The 19,278-nt window shown below is 46.6% G+C and carries 17 protein-coding genes and 1 pseudogene; 6 read left to right on the top strand and 12 right to left on the bottom strand.

All coding sequences use genetic code 11. The features are described from left to right. Positions 1-211 precede the first annotated feature (211 nt). From PN470_RS18425 to psaM, 4 genes are all read right to left on the bottom strand, one after another. Complete coding sequence (locus PN470_RS18425) at positions 212-1,213, bottom strand: glycoside hydrolase family 15 protein (RefSeq protein ID WP_271938825.1); 1,002 nt, start codon at positions 1,211-1,213, stop codon at positions 212-214. A 42-nt stretch (positions 1,214-1,255) separates the two neighbouring features. Continuing rightward, positions 1,256-1,711 carry a hypothetical protein gene (locus tag PN470_RS18420; RefSeq protein ID WP_271938823.1) on the bottom strand — a complete coding sequence of 152 codons (456 nt, stop codon included), beginning with the start codon at positions 1,709-1,711 and terminating at the stop codon, positions 1,256-1,258. A gap of 51 nt (positions 1,712-1,762) precedes the next feature. Beyond that, entirely contained in the window at positions 1,763-2,113 is a 351-nt protein-coding gene (locus tag PN470_RS18415) for a hypothetical protein (protein ID WP_271938820.1), read from the bottom strand. 295 nt (positions 2,114-2,408) lie between these two features. Next, positions 2,409-2,501 (bottom strand): photosystem I reaction center subunit XII, encoded by a 93-nt coding sequence (gene psaM, locus PN470_RS18410; protein WP_012264462.1) that lies wholly within the window; start codon positions 2,499-2,501, stop codon positions 2,409-2,411. 189 nt (positions 2,502-2,690) lie between these two features. Here psaM and PN470_RS18405 point away from each other — a divergent pair, with 189 nt between their 5' ends. Next, positions 2,691-3,410, top strand: a complete 720-nt coding sequence (locus PN470_RS18405; protein ID WP_271938817.1) for a TerC family protein — start codon at positions 2,691-2,693, stop codon at positions 3,408-3,410. Between the two features lie 104 nt (positions 3,411-3,514). After that, complete coding sequence (locus PN470_RS18400; protein ID WP_016516761.1) at positions 3,515-3,997, top strand: thiol-disulfide oxidoreductase DCC family protein; 483 nt, start codon at positions 3,515-3,517, stop codon at positions 3,995-3,997. 174 nt (positions 3,998-4,171) lie between these two features. Here the strand turns inward: PN470_RS18400 and PN470_RS18395 are convergent, their stop codons facing one another. The 8 genes from PN470_RS18395 to PN470_RS18360 form a co-directional block, all read right to left on the bottom strand. Continuing rightward, positions 4,172-4,864 (bottom strand): cadmium resistance transporter, encoded by a 693-nt coding sequence (locus PN470_RS18395; protein WP_271938814.1) that lies wholly within the window; start codon positions 4,862-4,864, stop codon positions 4,172-4,174. Between the two features lie 136 nt (positions 4,865-5,000). Beyond that, complete coding sequence (gene cax, locus PN470_RS18390; RefSeq protein WP_271938811.1) at positions 5,001-6,092, bottom strand: calcium/proton exchanger; 1,092 nt, start codon at positions 6,090-6,092, stop codon at positions 5,001-5,003. Positions 6,093-6,163: 71 nt separating this feature from the next. After that, entirely contained in the window at positions 6,164-6,961 is a 798-nt protein-coding gene (pstB, locus tag PN470_RS18385) for a phosphate ABC transporter ATP-binding protein PstB (protein WP_272104914.1), read from the bottom strand. 135 nt (positions 6,962-7,096) lie between these two features. Further along, the gene (gene pstA, locus PN470_RS18380; protein WP_002738206.1) at positions 7,097-7,987 is read right to left on the bottom strand and encodes a phosphate ABC transporter permease PstA; all 891 of its coding nucleotides are present in this window, start codon (positions 7,985-7,987) and stop codon (positions 7,097-7,099) included. Between the two features lie 6 nt (positions 7,988-7,993). Next, positions 7,994-8,938 (bottom strand): phosphate ABC transporter permease subunit PstC, encoded by a 945-nt coding sequence (gene pstC / locus PN470_RS18375; protein WP_004163293.1) that lies wholly within the window; start codon positions 8,936-8,938, stop codon positions 7,994-7,996. Positions 8,939-8,958: 20 nt separating this feature from the next. Next, positions 8,959-9,957, bottom strand: a complete 999-nt coding sequence (locus tag PN470_RS18370; RefSeq protein ID WP_103111600.1) for a PstS family phosphate ABC transporter substrate-binding protein — start codon at positions 9,955-9,957, stop codon at positions 8,959-8,961. 20 nt (positions 9,958-9,977) lie between these two features. After that, the gene (locus PN470_RS18365; RefSeq protein WP_271938800.1) at positions 9,978-11,051 is read right to left on the bottom strand and encodes a sulfate ABC transporter substrate-binding protein; all 1,074 of its coding nucleotides are present in this window, start codon (positions 11,049-11,051) and stop codon (positions 9,978-9,980) included. Between the two features lie 106 nt (positions 11,052-11,157). Continuing rightward, entirely contained in the window at positions 11,158-11,832 is a 675-nt protein-coding gene (locus PN470_RS18360; RefSeq protein WP_002763668.1) for a cadmium resistance transporter, read from the bottom strand. Positions 11,833-12,048: 216 nt separating this feature from the next. On the opposite strand from PN470_RS18360, the gene PN470_RS18355 reads away from it, so the two are divergent. The 4 genes and pseudogenes from PN470_RS18355 to PN470_RS18335 all read left to right on the top strand — a co-directional run. Beyond that, the gene (locus PN470_RS18355; RefSeq protein ID WP_103111602.1) at positions 12,049-13,311 is read left to right on the top strand and encodes a sulfonate ABC transporter substrate-binding protein; all 1,263 of its coding nucleotides are present in this window, start codon (positions 12,049-12,051) and stop codon (positions 13,309-13,311) included. A 592-nt stretch (positions 13,312-13,903) separates the two neighbouring features. Then, positions 13,904-18,385, top strand: coding sequence for a hypothetical protein (locus PN470_RS18345; protein ID WP_272104913.1), 4,482 nt, complete (start codon positions 13,904-13,906; stop codon positions 18,383-18,385). Further along, positions 18,378-18,572 carry a hypothetical protein gene (locus tag PN470_RS18340; RefSeq protein ID WP_016516752.1) on the top strand — a complete coding sequence of 65 codons (195 nt, stop codon included), beginning with the start codon at positions 18,378-18,380 and terminating at the stop codon, positions 18,570-18,572. Before PN470_RS18345 ends, PN470_RS18340 begins: the two co-directional genes overlap by 8 nt. A gap of 46 nt (positions 18,573-18,618) precedes the next feature. Then, positions 18,619-19,278: pseudogene (locus PN470_RS18335) on the top strand (hypothetical protein); the annotation flags it as partial.

The raw sequence follows: 19,278 nt of genomic DNA, 5'->3' as shown, positions 1-19,278 counted from the left end.
CAACCCTTATCCTGACTTGATTTCAGTTTTTTCTTTGTCAGTAAGGGTGTCAACAAGGAATATTACAAATTGTTAACCGAGTCTTGAAAGCCTTGTGCTACAAAGGTTTGAAGTGTTAAGAAAGATGTGACTAAAGGACAGAAGGGGGGCAGGGGGGATCAAACCTAAAATCCATTTCTAATTGAATTATAACCAGCTATTTAGAATTACACTATTGGCTTAAACTTTTCTTAATTAGTTCCAGAGCGATTTGTAAATTAGCCTGTGTCCAAAGGAGAGGAGTGGCATCATTAGGGATATATTTTCCCTGTTCTAGATAGTATAATTCTGGACATTTAAACTCACCCAGGGGGGAATCTTTTCCCGTAATTTGTCCGAGAGAACGATTAAAGTAATGGGTTTGTAGGTTTAGATATTTCTCCTGACCTGTACTCTGGAATTTAAGGGCAAAAATGGCGGAAATAATCGGATCAAAAATACACCATTGTGCTTCTTCGCCTAAGTTTAATCCTTTCCCTTGTTCCTGTAACCAATTTTCCCTTTCCGTCAATACAGTGGTGCGGATTTCTGGGGGAATTAAGCGATAGTCTCGACACCAAAAAGAATCACCTAAATAGCGACGAATACCGTAATCTCCCTGAAGGTGAACGATAACATTATTAAGAATTTGATCAGCGATATTTGTCTCCACCACTTGTAAGGGATAAATCAAAAAAAGTAGGGCTGCATCATAACTTCTTGCTTGCGGTACTGGTAGAAGACACTCGGCTGGTAAAATCTGGTATAAAGCCTGTTCTCCTATCTCAATTAAGTCCGCTAAAAATGCCAGTGTAATCCTGCGATTTTCAGCCGTGAGATTTATCTCTGTCTCGATTAATAACCTTTTTAATTCCCTTAATCCCGCTACCACAACCCCGATGCTAGATGCTTCTATTTTACGGGTTTCTTCCCAGTGACCGCTATCCTCATCCTGCCAATAACTAATCGCTTGAAAATATAAGGGGAATAGGGCAATTGTTTCTAAACAATCGGGGGAAAGCTGAATATATTTTTCCCGTGCTAAACGACAATAAAACCAGAGAAAATAGCCAAGGGCATCATTTTTTGCGTGTTGCCAAACTTGGTCAATTTCCGTTAGTGTACGTGGTTCTTCGGTTTGTGTTATGCAGTGGACGGGGGTTATAAGGGATGGAAACCTTATGTAGAAAGGCATTTGGCGATTTTTGTCAATTGTTTTTTATCTAGAGCGAACTCATCAATTAAGTCTCTTGCCAGAGAAGGATTTAGTCAATTTATGCCCCCCTATCGAACCATAACAAGTAACGAAGAGCCGTGTACGTCCCTCAAAACGAATATGAGGACGTTCCCTGATCTTTTCAGGATTAACCCGACCTTGGATAATATTAATAAAACGCCTTTGGAACTTTTGAAAATAGTTCATCAAAGTCTGAATATTCTTGACAGCGATCGCTGTCTGTCCGATAATATAGTGAGAATAAGCCAGATAAACGTTATCCCTCAGCCAAACATTGGCATATCCGGTGTATTCTGTCTCATTACTGACTAATGCTGCTGGAAATAAGCCATTTTCCAGATGGGGAAATCTCAAGACATCATTTTCCGACAAAAACGCGGATAATCTCTGAAGATCCCCCAGAGAGTAGCGGTATTTAATGAAATCGAGAATTTTTTCGTTGTGAACAACCAGCATCGGCAAAATACCCCAATAATCTGCTCAAAAACGCATTTATCTCGCTCAATTCTACTGAGAAACCCAAAAAATGCGTCTTTGATTAGGATCCCGTCGGGGACTTTGTTCCCCCATCACTTGCCGCGCTTGACTAGGATCAAAGCTGCGAGTAAATTGACCGCGCAATTGATTGACGCGTTCCTCCTTTTCTTGGGCTGCCAAACGCACTTCTTCTAATTTTGCCTGTTGCATCTGTTGGTAGGGTAACAAACGAGCGATCGCAAAAACCGCCGTGATGGAAATGGCGCTATAGGCAATAATTCGCAGCCAAATCTCGATAACTTGCCATTTTTGGGATTTATTACCACTTTTTGGCTTTTTTTGTGGTTTTTTGTCGGTTTGGTTTCGTGTTCGTGCGGTCATAGATTTATGAGTACAAGTAAAATCGGTGAGAAAGTTGGCTAAGTAGCTGGTTATAATTTAAAAATGGATTTTAGGTTCGATCCCCCCTGCCCCCCTTGATAAGGGGGGTGCCGATAGGTGGGGGGATCCCCCCTTAATCCCCCCTTGATAAGGGGGGCATCTGACAACTTTTAACGCCTACCTACTTAATTACTTTTAAGTTACACCCAATCACTGATAACCGATAACCGAAAAAACCCCAATCGGTCTATCCTATAACTAGGTTAGACGGGATTGGGGTTTATTGAAAGCGACTTTACTTATAAAGTTCCGTCGCTAGACGAAAAGCCAAAATCCCGGGGATTAAAGCAATTACCAGAGCGACTAAAACTTGAGTATCAGAAAGCATTGCTGATTATCTCCTCATAAAGATATTCATCCAATACTTTCCGACATCATCGGGGTCCTCTGCATCATTTCGTTACAAGACTTCATATCTCCCCACCCCGATGACGGTTATCTCCCCTAGAAAAGAAAGTTGTAAAAGCGTTAAGCTGAAGTATTGCCATGATTACATTTATTTTTACCTGCGGCCTCAATGTTAGACTCGCTCCTTGATTCATCTCTAACCCTTAGTCTAAAAACCCCGTTAATTCTGTTGGTTCTCATTGCCCTAGAAGCGGTATTATCAGCAGATAACGCCATTGCTCTCGCTTCCATAGCACAGGGATTAGGAGATCATCAGCGTCAACGTCAGGCCTTGAATATTGGCTTAGTTTTCGCCTATATTCTCCGTATGATCTTGATTCTTACTGCCACCTGGGTGGTTAAATACTGGCAGTTTGAACTTTTGGGAGCAGTATATTTGCTCTGGTTAGTCTTTAATTACTTTGCCTCCCCTGAAGACAAAGACCACACCCATCATAGTCTCCGGTTTCAGTCTCTCTGGCAAGCTATCCCCCTAATTGCCGTTACTGATTTAGCTTTTTCCCTCGATAGTGTCACCACTTCCATCGCCGTGGCCGATGATACTTGGTTGATCCTGCTTGGTGGTACGATCGGAGTAGTTACCCTGCGCTTTATGGCGGGTTTATTTATTCGCTGGTTAGAGGAATACACCCACCTAGAAGATGCCGGTTTTGTCACCGTCGGTTTGGTGGGTTTAAGATTGCTGTTGCGGGTGATTAGTCCCGATTTTGTGCCGCCGGAATGGATTATGATTAGTTTAATTGCTATCCTCTTTGCTTGGGGTTTCTCAAAACGCAACGATCGAGAACCAATAGAGAGTGATCCCATCCAATCTGATGAATTGCCATAAAATAATCATCAGGAGTCAGTCATCAGTGATCGGATTTGAGTTTTCAGTTCACTGATTACTGTTTACTGTTCACTGTTCACTGAAAAGAGAATCCCTAGAAGATCATGTCATCTTTACCGACTCCATCTGCTGATACCTTAGAAAATTCTACTCGATCGCCCTCTTGGAAAATTAAACTCCTCTACGATGGAGAATGTCCCCTCTGCTTGCGGGAGGTTAATTTTCTGCAAAAACAGGATGCTGGGAGAGGATTAGTTGCTTTTGTCGATATTGCCGCCGAAAACTATAATCCGGAGGAAAATGGCGGTATTTCCTTCGCGGCGGCCATGGGACGAATCCACGCTGTACTAGCTGATGGTACTATTATCCAAAATGTGGAAGTGTTTCGCCAAGTCTATGACATTTTGGGCATTGGTTGGATTTATGCCGCTACCAAATGGCCGGTTATCGGGTTTCTAGTGGATATTATCTATGAAATTTGGGCTTCTTGGCGATTAACCTTAACCGGAAGACCGAATTTAAAAACAATCTTAGCAGAACGTCAAAAACGTCTGGAATGCAACGCATCAAATCGTTGTTCTCAGTGAGTCAAAATCTCCTAACCCTACCTCCCACTCGGAATCACCCCTTGGGAAGTAATACTAAATCCGTTGAGTATAGGCTACTTATAAGGACAGGCAAAAGGCAAAAGGAGAAATAAATAATCAGTTTTTAATAACCAGATTTAATGTGATAATTCTGCCTAGTAAATAAATGGTACTTTATTTTCTTGCCAGTCCCTGACTGCGACCGATGATCGCCCAGAGATAACTAATTGCTAAGGCCAAAAACGTGAGGGGAATACTTTCTTTGACGATAAAAATCCCTAAACCGATCAGCACACAGGGAACAAAGGTACTTCCCTGACTGGCTAAGATAGTGGCGATGGTCGGCACACTGGTCAACCCGTAGGCGATCGCACACCAAACCCCCACCAGAATCAAAAACACGCTGACGATAACGATCAGACTTGTCACGGTACTACTGGCAAACAGGGGAACGTAAATACCGATATTATCGCTGCCGTTGGCGACGGTCAACGCGGCCACGCTGTAGGTGCGCGGGTCAAACCAACCACCGAAGGGGGAATGTTTCGCACCCTCTAAGTCCAATTCGACATTCTCCGGCTCTTCCTCCTTCTCCTCTTCTTTGAGAAGGGAAACGATGCCGAGAATCACAGGAACGAGGCCTAGATAGCGAATCCAGGGGGTAGGGATGAGAAAGCATCCGAAAAACCCCGCTAAACTGGCAATAACCAGCAGACTAAAGCCGATATACTGACCGATGACGATATCGCGATGACGGAAGAGTTTCCCCGTTTGGCTGAAGAGAATCGTCAGGATCAATATATCGTCGAGGTTGGTGGCGACGAATGCCGCTACACCGGTGGATATCGCAATCACAATCTCGATCATCGTTTTTTTCCTTAAGATGGCCGTCGGGTTCGTCCGTTCGTTATACCTTGTTCGGCTTTTCCTTCAAAGGTTCTGGAACGGGAGAATTTTACTACCTATCCCGATCGAGAAACTGTATTTCCGACGACCGATCGCTTTATCCTGGTGCGGGATGGAAAAAGAAAGCAAGGGTGATCACTGCGTAGGTGGCGACGAGTAATATACCCTCTAACCAGTTCGAGCGACCGTCGTTACTGATCGAGTTAGTCAGCCACACCGCGACGGCGACGGCGACCAATTCAAACGGATCGAAATCGAGAGCCATCGGCTGACCGAGGAAATAACCGGCGATTACGAGAACCGGTGCGACAAAAAGTGCGATTTGCAGACTCGAACCCACCGTCACGGAAACCGCCAGATCCATTTTGTCTTTTAAGGCGACCCTAACCGCGGTGGCGTGTTCGGCCGCGTTGCCGATAATTGGCAGCAGGATCACCCCCGTGAAAAGGGTCGTTAATCCTAATTTATGCGTGGCTTCCTCTAGGGTATTAACTAATAATTCCGATTCGATCGCCACACCGAGCGTCACGAGCAGTAATATCCCCACCCAGAGCCAGAGATTCGGCTTTTTTACGCTTACCGCTTCCCCCGACTCTTGATCGAGATCTGCGTCCCCCACCTCGTAAAGATAGGTATGGGTCTTCATCGAAAACAGCAGACTCAGGCAATACACAAAAATTAATACCGCCGCCAACGCTACCGAGAGACGCTGTAGGGCAATCTCCTGGATTTCTGCGGAGGTGTATTGAACGGTCGTGGGTAGGAGGATCGCTGCCACGGCGAGATTCATCGACGAGGAATTTAAACGGGCGGTCACGGGCTGGAATTTCTGTTCTTTATAGCGTAAGCCGCCGAAAAACATCGATAAGCCCGTTACCAGCAGCAGATTCCCGATAATCGAACCGGTAATCGTCGCTTTCACCACCTCGATCAAACCCTCTTCCAGGGCGGCGTAGGCGAGAATTAATTCGGTAGCGTTGCCGAAGGTGGCGTTCAATAAACCGCCAAGATTAGGACCGACCACGACGGCGATTTCCTCGGTTGCCTTTCCCATGTAAGCGGCCAGGGGAACGATCGCCAGACAGGCGCTCAGGAAAACGATCGTCACGTCCCAATGGAGGAAATTCCAGGCGATCGAGATCGGGACAAAAACCAACAAAATAGCGAAAATCCAGTCCTTTCTATTCATAGCAATGGGTGTCTCGGCATAAAACCGCGCACGGTTTTGAAAAACAGACTATCGACTTTTTTCTGTTTCGATTACCCAAATCGCCCGGTAATATACTCCCGGGCCTCGTCGGTTTGCGGATTGCCGAACATAACTTCCGTGGGGCTAAATTCGACTAATTTTCCCCGGCGTTTCCCGGACCGATCGGTTTCGGTGTTAAAAAATGCCGTCCAGTCGGCGATCCGCGATGCCTGCTGCATATTGTGGGTGACGGTAATGATCGTGTAACTTTCCTTCAGTTGTAGGCACAATTCCTCCACCTGACGAGTAGAGATGGGATCGAGGGCCGAACAGGGTTCATCCATCAATAAAACATCTGGCTTCATCGCGATTGCACGGGCGATACAGAGACGCTGTTGTTGTCCCCCCGATAGTGCCGTTCCTTTTTCTTTCAGTTTGTCCTTTACTTCCTCCCAGATCGCCGCCTGCCGCAGGGAATACTCGACCAATTCATCAAGATTTCCCTGATAACCGTTGGTTCGGGGCGCGTAGGCGATATTCTCGTAAATGCTCTTGGGAAAAGGGTTGGGACGTTGGAAAACCATCCCCACCTGTCGCCGTAACTTGACTGCGTTGACCTGCGAATCGTAAATATTCTGATTTCGGTAAAGTAGTTTTCCCTCCACCTTGGCGCCGGGGATCAGATCATTCATTCGGTTAAAGCAGCGCAAGAGGGTACTTTTCCCGCAACCGGACGGGCCGATAAAGGCGACGATTTTTCGCGCGGGAATTTTAATATGAACGTCCAGAAGAGCGAGAAACCCGTTATAAAAAACTTTGACCCCTTCTGCGTCGAAAACACTGTGATCTGGGTTAAGGTGGGTAGTCATGGCAAAAATTCTCCTGATCGTTTATTAAAGATCGATGGTTTTTTTAGAGGGGCGGGTTTGCAAACCCTCCCGTACTGGAAAAGTGGGGAGTGCAGGAGTAGGGAAGGTTATGTATCCCCTTGCCCGCTGCCTTCCCTAATTCAGTGTCGAATAACGTTGACGTAGATAGATGGCGATGGCGTTGAGGGCGAGAATTAACAGGATCAGAACGATAATCGCGGCCGCCGCCGCATTGGCGAAACCGGGTTCGGGACGGGTGATATAGCTGAAAATTTGAATCGGTAGTGCCATAAAGCGTTGGAATAAACCAGGATCGAAAGTGAGGAAACTAACCGCGCCGACGACCATTAAGGAAGCCGCGTCCCCGATCGCCCGCGACACGGAGATAATCACCCCCGTGAGAATCCCCGGCACCGCGTAGGGTAAAACATGGTGTTGGATCGTCTGCCATTTGGTACTGCCTAGACCGTAGGAGGCTTGGCGTAGGGAATCGGGAACCGCCCGGATCGCCTCCCGCGCCGTGACGATAATCACCGGCAGCGAGAGAAGCGCAAGGGTTAAAGCGCCAGAAATCAGCGTCGGGCCAAAATTGAGCAGATAGTTAAAAACCGCTAATCCCAATAAACCATAGACGATCGAGGGAACCCCGGCCAGATTGCCGATATTCACCTCGATCAGTGCCGTCCACCAAGTTTTCGGGGCGTATTCCTCTAGATACAAAGCCGACCCGACCCCGATCGGCACCGCCACGAGAAGCACGATAATTCCCAGATAGAAACTACCGATGATCGCCGGACGGATACCGCCCCTTTCTGGGAAACGGGAAGGCGTTTCCGTGAGGAATCCGGGGGTTAAGAGTCGTCCCAGTCCATCGTGGGCGATATTCAACACCAACAGCGCCAGAACGAACAAACCGATCAGTAAACCGAAGAGGAAAAGATACTCGCAGAATTTGCCGATCGCCTCCCGGCGTTCCAGATGGTCGATAAACTCAACGGTATCGGACTTAACAGAGGATTTAACCATGGCAAATCAATCGTATTTTTCTTTAAAACGGTGGGAGATCCAGTAACTGGCCAGATTCAGTGCCAACGTGATCAAAAAAAGCACCGCGCCGACTGCGTAGAGGGTTTTAAAACTGAGACTGCCCCGGGGCGCATCTCCCCCGGAAATCTCGGCCATAAAAGCGGTCATCGTGGCGATCGACTCGAAGGGATTGAGGGTAAGCCGGGGTTGCGAGCCGGCGGCGATCAACACCGTCATCGTTTCCCCCACCGCCCGGGACATTCCCAAAATAATCGAGGCCATGATCCCGGACAGTGCGGCGGGGAGAACCACTTTAAAAATCGTTTCCAGCTTGGTAATTCCTAGGGCGTAGGAACCCTCGCGCAGGGAACGGGGAACCGCTCGGATCGCGTCTAAACTAATCGATCCCACCGTGGGAGTGATCATGATCCCCATCATTAACCCGGCGCTGAGGGCGTTAAAAATCTCGACGGGGAAAAGATTCCGCAAAGTGGGCGTGACCACCAGTAGGGCGAAGTACCCGTACACCACCGTGGGAATCCCGGCCAGCAGCTCCACCGCGGGGCGTAAAATCGCCGCTAGGTTCGGTTTTGCGTATTCGGCGAGGTAGATCGCGGAAGATAGGCCTAAAGGAACCGCGACGGACATAGCGATGGCTGTGGTTAAAAATGTCCCGTTAATTAGCGGCCAGATACCGAAATGAGGGGTGGCGAACAGTGGAGTCCAACGGGTATCGAGAAAGAATTGGGCGAAAGATACCTCTTGAAAAAATCCCCAGGTTTCACTAAAAATAATCGCCACGATGCCGATTGTCGTCGCCACGGAAACGAAAGCGCAAGCGAAGAGAATCAGCGCGATTATCTTCTCTTGAATATCGTCGCCGGGGTGCTTGAGGAGTGAATTATCTGCCGCGAAAAAAGAATTATCGAAAGAACTCGGGGTTAAGGTCATGGTTTAACAAAATTCCTTTTTTAGATAAAGTTCGTGATCGGTTCTCCCGGTTTAGCTTTGCCGAATTTCGATCCCGTTTCCCCGCGCTCGAATTTCCGCAGGGTTTTGACGTAGGCCTCATCAGGTAAAGCGACGTAACCCACGCCATCGACCCATTTCCAGGAATTTTCTAAATAGAAGCGCACGAATTTTTCCAGGGATGGATTCGTTTTTAAATTATTCTTGTTGACGTAGATAAACAGGGGACGGGAAAGGGGATTATAGACATTGCGGAGAACGTTATCGATGGGGACCGGTTTGACGCATTTTCCTTCATTATTTTCGATCGCCACCAAGTTCAATCGATCTTGGTTCTGCATATAGAAAGAGATGCCTAAATAGGCAAGCGCGGATGGATTGCCGATCACCCCCTGTACGAGCGCGTTTTGATTGCGGTTCGGGGTAAAATCGGTACGGCTATTTCTCCGTTTTCCCGTAATCGCTTGGGTGAAATAATCGAAGGTTCCCGTATCGGAAGGCGGGGCGAAAAGTAATAATCTTTCGTCGGGAAATTTGGGATTAATCTGTTTCCAACTGGTAATCCTACCCTCCGCTTTCGTGTTCCACATTCGATCGAGTTCTTTGATCGTTAAACACTTGGCGAATTGATTTTTTTTATTGACAATCACCGCCAATCCGTCGATCGCCATCGGTAATTCCAGAAATTCCACGCCGTTTTCCCGACATTTCTCGATCTCTTCTTTCCGGATCACCCGCGATGCCCCGGCAATGTCGAGATTTCCGGCGCAGAACTTACTAAAACCGCCCCCAGTTCCACTGGTGGCGACGCTTACCCGCGCTTCGGGATGGATTCTCTGATATTCTTCGGCAACGGCGAGGGAAAGGGCGAAACCCACCGCACCACCGTCGATCGAGACTGGCGCTTCTTTCTCGGCCGAGTCGGCCGGGCGACCGCAACCGGCGATCAAATTACTCGCAATCAGAAGGGAGATTAGGAAAAAATAATGAGAGAATTTCATAGATTAAAGCGGGAAAAATGTTAGGAAGCCGACTGGTTTTTAATCTGCTCGAAGATGCCGTTATTGGCCAGAAATTCCTTTTCGATCAACGTCCAACCCCCGAGATCTTGGGCGTTGAAAAGGGTCTTGATCGGCGGAAATTGTAGTCCTTCATCCTTGGCCACGAAGGGATTGACCGAGCGATAGCCTAATTTGGCCAATTCCTGTTGTGCCGGCTCGGAATAGAGGAAATTCACAAAGGCCTCGGCCACCTCTCGCGTGCCGTGTTTATCGACATTTCTATCCACCACCGCCACGGGATTATCGATCGAGATATTGACCGGGGGGACTAAGTAATTGGTATCGGGTTGATTTCTTGCCGCTAGAATTACCTCGTTTTCGTAGGTGACTAAAACATCCCCCTTTCCTTCTTGGAAAAAGGCATTGCTGGCTTCCCGCGCGTCCCTGGCTAGGGTGGGAATCTTTTGATAGATCCGGCGGACAAAATCCCATGCCTGTTGCGGTTCGCCCCCCGTTTGCGTCACCGAACCCCAGAGGGCTAATAACTGCCAAATAGCGATCCCGGAAGTTTTCGGATCGGCGGATAGAACCGTAACGTCCTCTCTAGCCAGATCCGCCCAAGATTGAATCTTTTTCGGATTTCCCGCCCGCGTCACGATCGCCGCCACCGAGTGACTCACCACCCCCCGCCGCGGCACCCGATCTTCCCAACCGCGATTAATCAGGCCGGCTTGAGATATCCGCATCACGTCTAGAGGTAGGGCTAGATGTACCACGTCCGCCTCTTGTTTCCCGGCGATCACGTCATCGGCCTGGGCCAGGGAACCGCCGTAACTTCGCTGGAAAATGACTTTTTGGTTATGCTCTTTCCGCCATTTCTCGACGAATTTCGGGATAATCTGGTCGTGGGCGGCTTTTGTGACCGAGAAGGAAACGAGATTCAGTTTCACCTCCGGTTTTGAGCCGATTCCCCCGCAGGAGGCGAGGGCGAGACTTGCCAACAGTCCCACTAACAGGAAGGAAAGGAAGCTCCTCCCCGATAAGGAACGAAAGGGACGAAACAGCGATCGAATTGGCAACAGTGATACATTCATCGGGATTTTCTCGATAAGGTTGCTCTAAACCAACTAATTTTTATTCTCTCTTCCTGAATTTTGACTCCCGTGGGATCTGGAGATTGGCGTTTACGGGGGGTCTAATTTAGCCGATGGGAATCAACAGGCGATAGGAGCCGTTATCGAGAATAATCCGTAGGCCCAACCACATCAGCACAAAAGGGAAAAGCTTACTCGCATAACGGCTGAGGACAACCGCGATCCCCGGTTGGCGGGTTAGATTATAGGAGAGAAATAACCAAGTACAGACGATTAGATAGCAGATCGGGATGATGACAGCTAACTGCGCCACGGTACTATTGGCGAATAGGGGAATGTAGATACCGAGATTATTGCCGCCATTGGATATCGTGACTGCGGAAACTTTATAGGTTTGGCGATCGCTGAAGACTTGACCGAGGGATAGTCTGCGGGAGGCGAATCCGTGAAATCGGGCGTTTCTTCGCAAATTAACCTTGCGATCTGCGGTTTCCCTCTCGTTATCGCGATTTAACGTCAGTAAATTTCTCACACCGATGAGGATCGGCAAGATTCCGAGAAGACCGATATAAATCGGCGGGATGATTAGGCCGAGGAGAAACCCCAGCAAGCTCACCGATACTAAGGCCGTAAACCCGACTAGCTCGCCGACGACAACGTGAACCGGGCGAAAGGTACGATTTACCTCGCTAAAGAAGCCGGTTAGATAAATATTGTCGTCGAAGGTGGTGGCTATGCCGGTGGCCACCGCGATTTTGACGATTTCGATCAACCAATCCATCCATACCACCTCGATCTCTCAAATGCGGGCGCAATTTCACTTTAAAACTATATCATTTTCAATACATTTATAAATGTACTTTGTTACACAATCTAGGAGTCGTGGATTTCTATAGTATGTAGATAAAACTAATGGAACCTCTCCCGATCAAGTTGGGAAACCCTTCCCTCTTGTCCCCTTTCCCGATCATAAATCTTGTTTTCTGCGAGAAATCCCATGCTCCACCGTTCGATCAAGTGTCTCTGGAAACCGTGGCGAAATTGCCGGGGAGTTCTTCCCGCAGTGCTTTTTGTGACCAGCCTCGTCGGGAGCTTTCTCCTGGCTGGATTTTCCGACACGAACGCAAAGCGCTCGCTACGCGAGATCGCCGTCGGTCAAAATTCTCGATCCGATAACCTGATTCTCAACCTCGTCGATAGCTTTAAATTCCCCCGAAATACGACTCCCCGACTATTGGAAACCGTGGGATTATTTATCGCTGGAATTCTCTTCTGTATCGCGATCGATCGCTGGTTCAAGCGCTCGACCCCCTCCGATATCACTCCCCTCGCCAAACAAGCGCGGCGGTTAGGAACCCTCAAGATCGGCTACCCCGAGGGTATGACTAATCTGGAAGTTCTCCGCGCCCAGGCCTTTCTGGAAAGACGCTTAAAACCCTTTGGGGTGACGGTAACGTGGACGAGTTTTCTGGCCGCTTCCTCTCTGATCGAGGCCTTGAGCAACGGAACGATCGATTTCTGCGGTGGTGGCGGTACGGCGAGTATTTTCTCCCAAGCGGCGGAACACGTCTTCGTCCGGGTAGCCAAGGAAAAATATACCGCCCCGAAAGGTCAGGCGATTCTCGTGCCAGAGGATTCGCCAATAGAGACGTTGGCGGATTTAAAAGGAAAAAGAATCGCCTTCGATCGAGGTTCGAGCGCCCATTATGTCCTTATCCGCGCCCTGATGAGAGTGAATCTAGAATTAAACGATATCGAACCGGTGTATGCAACCCAACCGGAAGCGCTGGTGCTTTTCCGTCGCGGTGAGATCGACGCTTGGGTGGTCTGGGTTCCCTATTCCCCCACCGAGACGCGCACCTATCTGGGAAGATCTTTGGCCGATTTGGAGAGCATCTTCGGGGAAAACGCCTCTCTAGAAGTGCCGACCTATTATTATGCAGTTCCCGAATTGGTGCGGGATTATCCCGATGTACTGAAGGTGATTTTAGAAGAAGTGAACGAGGCAGGTGCTTGGGCGAAACAACAGGAGTTAGAGGCGACGAGACGCTTGGCAGCTCACCACGAGATCGACCCGGCGATCATCACTAATCTCGAACAACGGGCCTCTGAACGTGCCATTATCCCCATCGACGATCGCTCTCTGACGGCCCTACAACACCAAGCTAATATCTTCCGAGACCTGAAGCTGATCCCCCATCGAGTCAATGTGCGCGACGGAACCTACACCCTACAGACGAAACAAAATTGGACCTATTAATCCGACGGCAATATTTTGGGCATTGGTTGGATTTATGCCGCTACCAAATAGCCGATGATCGGGTTTCTAGTGGATATTATCATTATTATTCTCCCTTTTGCATGAGCGCCTGTCCTTATCTAGCAGCGGAATTTAAAGCATCGACAAACTTGAAATGTTTGGTTCTTCAGTTTGTCTTATGCAGTGGACGGTATTGTAAGGAATGAAACCCTTATAGAGACAGGCGTTGCTGCGATTTTTGCCAATTGTTTTCTATCTAGAGCGAACTAATCAATTAAATCTCTTGCCAGATAAGAATTTTGTCGATTTATGCCCCCCTATCGAACCATACCAAGTAACGAAGAAGCACAAAAAACAACGAAAAATAACAAGAAATAACAAGAAAATTATAAAAATTTACAAAAAAGAAGACCAAAAGGGTTGAAAAATAAATCAACGAGCCGTACTATTCAAAAAGTCAAGAAAAAAAACGAATCTTAAAACTGCTGCAAGTGAGTTGGGCGCATTGCCAACCTCTCCCCAGTGGAACAGCGAAAATTCCCAAAACTGACGATTTAGGTTTCTGCTTCATTCATCCCTACATACTATAGTTATGACCACACTCCTAGTCCCAGTTTACCTTGATGCCCTCTACCTCCCCACCAAGACGGACGTACTGGGGGAAATGACTGATTATAGTAAGCTTCCTTACTATAAAGATACTGAATTACAGAAGCGCGGTAGTGCTTATATTAGCGAAACTGTATTAACGGTTCCCTTTACACAACCTGAATTAGGTCTAAAAGCAGGCATTCACCTACACTGGTCTTTACCAGATGCGCTGACTAACGGTATAGCAAGAGATGGAGAACAAGGCATCACATTTCCCCTTGTACCTAATCGCTGGTTAATTATACGACGTGGGAGCAATATAGCAGAAAAAAAATGGGTTGTAGAAAGTGATTATCTGTATCCTGAAGGGGCTACACCAGAAGATACAATTAATATCCTCTATTATCCGGTCACCAATGAGTATCGACCCTGTCGTTTTCTGGGGCGTAAATTAGAATTGGGAGCATGGCGCTCAGGTACGGCAAATGCCCAATATATTCAGGAATTGTCCGCTATTGGACCCTTCGCCACAGTTGACAACTTAGACAACGAAAAAGTTGCCTTTGCTGGTTTTTATCCTAACTGTCGTAGTGTGTTCGGTTTTCATGATGGGGACTTCACCACCAATACAACCCCGCCCAAAGACCTACGATATGATGTCATTGGCTGGTATAGCGACGGCAAAAATGATTATCTTGACAAATTTATCAAAGAACAGTACCCAGACAGAGATCCTTTAAGCCTTTTAGACACTTTGCAAAGTAAAGCTGGCTGGACATTAGAAATAGGCAATAACCAAAGTTTCCCTGATCGTCTTCTCTGTCATGCTTCCCTAAGTTTTGCGCCTGGTGCTTCTGTAACTAACCCACAAGCGATTAAAGGAACGATCGCCGTAGGAAACAACCAAGAAGAAGCCATAGCAGCTTATGTAGCTCGTCAACTGGACACAACAAATACAGAAAATCGCAAAACGATTGAGGAGCAGCTAGAAGCCATACAAATGAGTGGGCGTTTAGTACAGCAAAATCTCGACTTTGGACCCAAGTTTCGACAAGGACTACACGAGGACAGCTTTACTGGCCAATGTAAAGAGATATCATGGCAGGTAGTGCCAGAATCTGATCCCAAAATTTCCCAGTCGGGAAGTGCCAACCCAGCAAATGCCGTGCAAGGCGAGGGAATAATGCAGGTGACATTATCCGCCGCCATCGGCGATCGCATCAGTGAAGTTAATGAAGCACAGCGTGAATACGACCAACAATTAGCAAAAGTTGGCTCAATTCGAGAACAAGTCTATGCTGATTGGTATAAGTATATGCTGGCCACTTATGTTCTTCCTGATCGGGATAAGGAGAAAAGCTTGCTAGATAGAAGCAAAATACAAACACTGGGAACAAGCGCAGTTGATTCTATCAACAAAACAAGCGACAGTGATTTAGTCCAAAGGTTCCTTAAGGACACTGCGGATAACAATCAATATGGGGTAAAAGCCTTAGAGAATGCCATCAAAGCTGCTGGGGTCTTGAACTTACAGAAAAATACAGAAGGTCAAATTATCAGCGCTGCTGCTCCTAAGAATTTTTCTGGCTCCTCTTTTAACAGTGATTCAAAAGCGAGCGGACTTGCCGGGTCGATTAACAGACCTTTTGACAGTAATTCAAATTTTGACAGCGATTCAAAAGCGAGCAGACTTGCTGGGTCGATTAACACACTAATTGCTGAAGTTCAGAAGTTTAACAAAGAATCCCGTTTAATTGCTCCCAAAAAATCAGTCCAAGTCACTGGCGATTCTACCTTAGTGGATGACGATATTGCCATGAAGTGTTTATCTTTCGATGGCAATCAGAATTATAAAATCTCTAATTTAGGAAATATCCAGTCCCTCTCGATGTGGGTAAACATACCAGAGGGAGTTCAGGGTTCCCTTTTAGAGGTAGAAAGCACCAGCCTTTATGTTAATTCTACTAATGGAATTAGCAGCACTTGGCAAAAAATTTACATTAACGGACAACAGGTAAACGGACCGATTAACTGGACAGCAATTCCTAAGAATCGGTGGGTTTTCCTCCACTTAGAGGCTAATAACCCCTTTAGTGGCACCGTCTATTTAATGTCTAACTCTTCCGGTAGCCATCGTTTACGGGGACGCATCGCCAGCGTTAGCTTCCACAAAAAACCCCTATCTCCGACCGAAATTGAGCGGGATTACCAAGACAAAATCGGTTTGTTCCGACCATCTTACACCATCAAAATAGTTCCAGGGCCTCGCTATTGGCAGCCAAATGATCCCGTAGTTTTAATGACTGGGGAAGTCGCTAAACCGACTCGCAACCGTGACGACGAGCGTTTGAGGACAGATGGTTTGCTGCAATGTAAATTATTAACTCAGTCCATTGACTTGCAGAGCTTACCTGACAACACCTTAAATATTTTTGTCCAATTTCTCAACGAGTTTGGCAACAACCCCACAGAAAAAATTGGCTTCCGTCAATGGAAAAATCAGCCTTGGAACCCCTTCCTGTTGGAATGGCAAGTGCAATTGAAAGGTCTAGAACACAAGAGTCAACAAACCAAGAACGACAAGAATAAGCACACTCCAAGTGTAAACTACGACACTAACATCTTCAAAGATAAATATCAATTGCGGGTCGATGGACTTGAAATCACACCGACGGATGCAAGCGCGAATCATTTTGCTGATTATCCCAACCTTTACAGGGGAGCTAGTTTTCTCTCTTCCTCGGCTAGTATGTTGCTCAAGGACAATCTTATAGATTACTTGACTAAGTATTTGTTGCCCGACTATTACCAAGAACAAAATATATCCCCAGACGACCAAACCGAGGACTACCTGGTCAAGAATTTTAACGCTGTCAAGGGGTGGTATGACAAGAAAAACCCCACAGCTAGTGATCCTTTTTCTACTGCGCTGCGGGCCTATCAACAACTGCAATCTCTTAACGGCTGTCTCGCCCAGAGTCTCGGCGGCTTTAGTGATGCGCTACTCACCTATAATCGGACAATTCAGTTAGATGTCAACGATAATCTACTTGCAGCAAATGGACCTGCAAAAGACTTCCTGAAAAACGTGCAGAACACTTTAGAACTTAGCTCTCGTCTCGTACCGGACAGTATTTTGCGATCGCCTTTAACTGGATTCGATTTTAGTCCCATTCGTGTAGGAGGATTAAAAATTACTGATTTACGACTTGTGGATACCTTTGGACAGGTTAATGTCGTGCTTGACACTAACAATAGCCGTGAGATTGTCACTAGCCAACCCCTAACACTGCCATCAGCTTTTGCTAATGTATTATCATCCCATCCCATCTACCTGCCACCCCGTTTAGCCCAACCCGCCCGCTTGAATTTTCGCTGGCTATCGGCCACCCGACCACAGGGGACTCGCCGCAGTAAAAGCAGTAAACAAGATCAGGAAATGAATGAGACCCTCGCCACTAAACCAATCTGTGGCTGGGTTTTGCCCAACAACTTAGATAACAGCCTGACTATTTATGATGATGAGGGCAATGCTCTAGTCATGATTGACCGCACCGCTACATTGCGCTCTGTTCCGGGACTTAATTACGATGAGGAGCAAATTCAGGAAATTATTGATCAGACTAACCCCTATCTCAAGCAAATGGTCTGGTATCTGAGTGATCAAGGAGAGGCATTTATGTCCGATTTCCTCACCACTGTCAATGCAGCCTTACAAACCATTGACCCCGAAGGATTTGCTCAAAATAAAGCCATCTCCTTGCTAGTGTCGCGACCTTTAGCCCTAGTGCGCTCACGCATCAATCTAGATATCCAAGGCATACCCGCCGTTAGCCAGAACAAGATATCTTTCTCTAACGATCTTTTCTACAATAAATTCCGAACCACACAAGCTTTTGAAAAGGTCAAATTCCCCATCCGTATTGGTGAATATCAGCAGTTTAATGATAGTTTGGTGGGCTACTGGGTAGAAAAAGCCGATGGTACTTACACAGACAGCGTTTTTTATGCTCCCCAAAGTTGCTATGTTCCCCACGAAAAGATCAAAACCCTGTTTGAGAATGAAGAAGATCCCACCCCTGACACTCCCTTGAATCTGGAGCAAACCTTAGAGGAAAATACAGCCCAAACTCTAGTGATGTTAATCGACCCTCGTGGACAAGTGAACGCGACTTGTGGCATACTTCCTGCTAAAAGTATTTCTATTCCGCCGGAACAGTATTTACCTGCTTTACAAGCGATCGAAGTTACTTTTTTAGCGGCACCACTTCTGAGTGATCTTAACCCAATCAATGATCTTGATCAGATCAAGCTTTCCCTTCCCGAAGTACCCAATTATGAGTGGTCTTGGTTAGGAAAAGAAGGGAATACCTGGTCAAATCGTCCCCTAGTTCCCTTTGATTCTCAGTCCGTTTACTCCAGTCCACAAAAAATCTATGATGGCTGGTTAAAATTAACCAGAAAAACAGAAACTAATGAATGAAGCCGAACAAATTTCCCTCAAATTAACTTTGGGGGAAGTCAACCAAGTTTTAGAAGCTTTGGGTACTATGCCCTATCGCCAAGTCTATCAACTGATTGGCAAAATCCAGAGACAAGGAGAATCCCAATTAGAGCAACCTGAATCAACCGATTCATGGACTCAAGAAGTCCAAACCGTCAGCGAGTAAAACCCAACCACATACATCAATCTCTTTTTTTCAAGGAGTAATGATCATGCTTACCAGAGTTCCCGAAGAAATCCGTCTTGCCGAAAAGGCCATTGATTTTGGCGAGTTTTTCAGCCAAGAGCCTTTGAAATTTCAGTTTTATTACGGAGAGAACAACCAAGCTGAAATTATTAACACCATCTATTTAGAAGATGGTAATAACCCTTTAACGTTATATTTAGAGGTGTTTAATGATAGCGAACAGGATGTCATCTTTAAAAATTCTAATTCCCTAGCCGGAAAATTAGCGACTGTTCAAGCAGGAGGTTCTCAAGCGGCTAGTGAGAAAAAATGCCATTTTCAACTCCGTTGGGAAAAAGATTTAGGACTTAAACCTAGTGAGATAGAAATAGATGATAAAAGTGGCCAATGGCAAGTCAACTATGACGAAGAATTCCGCTTTTTCTCAATGTATTTTCTTCACCAATCTGGACTAACGTTAAAACCAAATGAGAAGATTCAAATAGGTTTCTCGAAACTTACAGCCAATAATCGCACTGTGAAAAGCAGCAATGTTGAATTGCTGTATGGTGGAATCGGTCTAATTTCGACGGGAACAGCAAACGAACTCATTGAAGAGCAAGTAAGTTCCAAAAACGCGGTTTCTGTAATCAATCATCTCCGCAAGACGGAAATTCCTTTACAATTTCGGGTCTTAGGTTCTAAT

Origin of the sequence: Microcystis sp. CS-574, assembly GCF_028329095.1 — a bacterium.
Lineage (GTDB): Bacteria > Cyanobacteriota > Cyanobacteriia > Cyanobacteriales > Microcystaceae > Microcystis > Microcystis ichthyoblabe_A.
The sequence above is the reverse complement of the archived record's forward strand: the minus strand, read 5'-3'. Positions and strand labels throughout refer to the sequence as shown.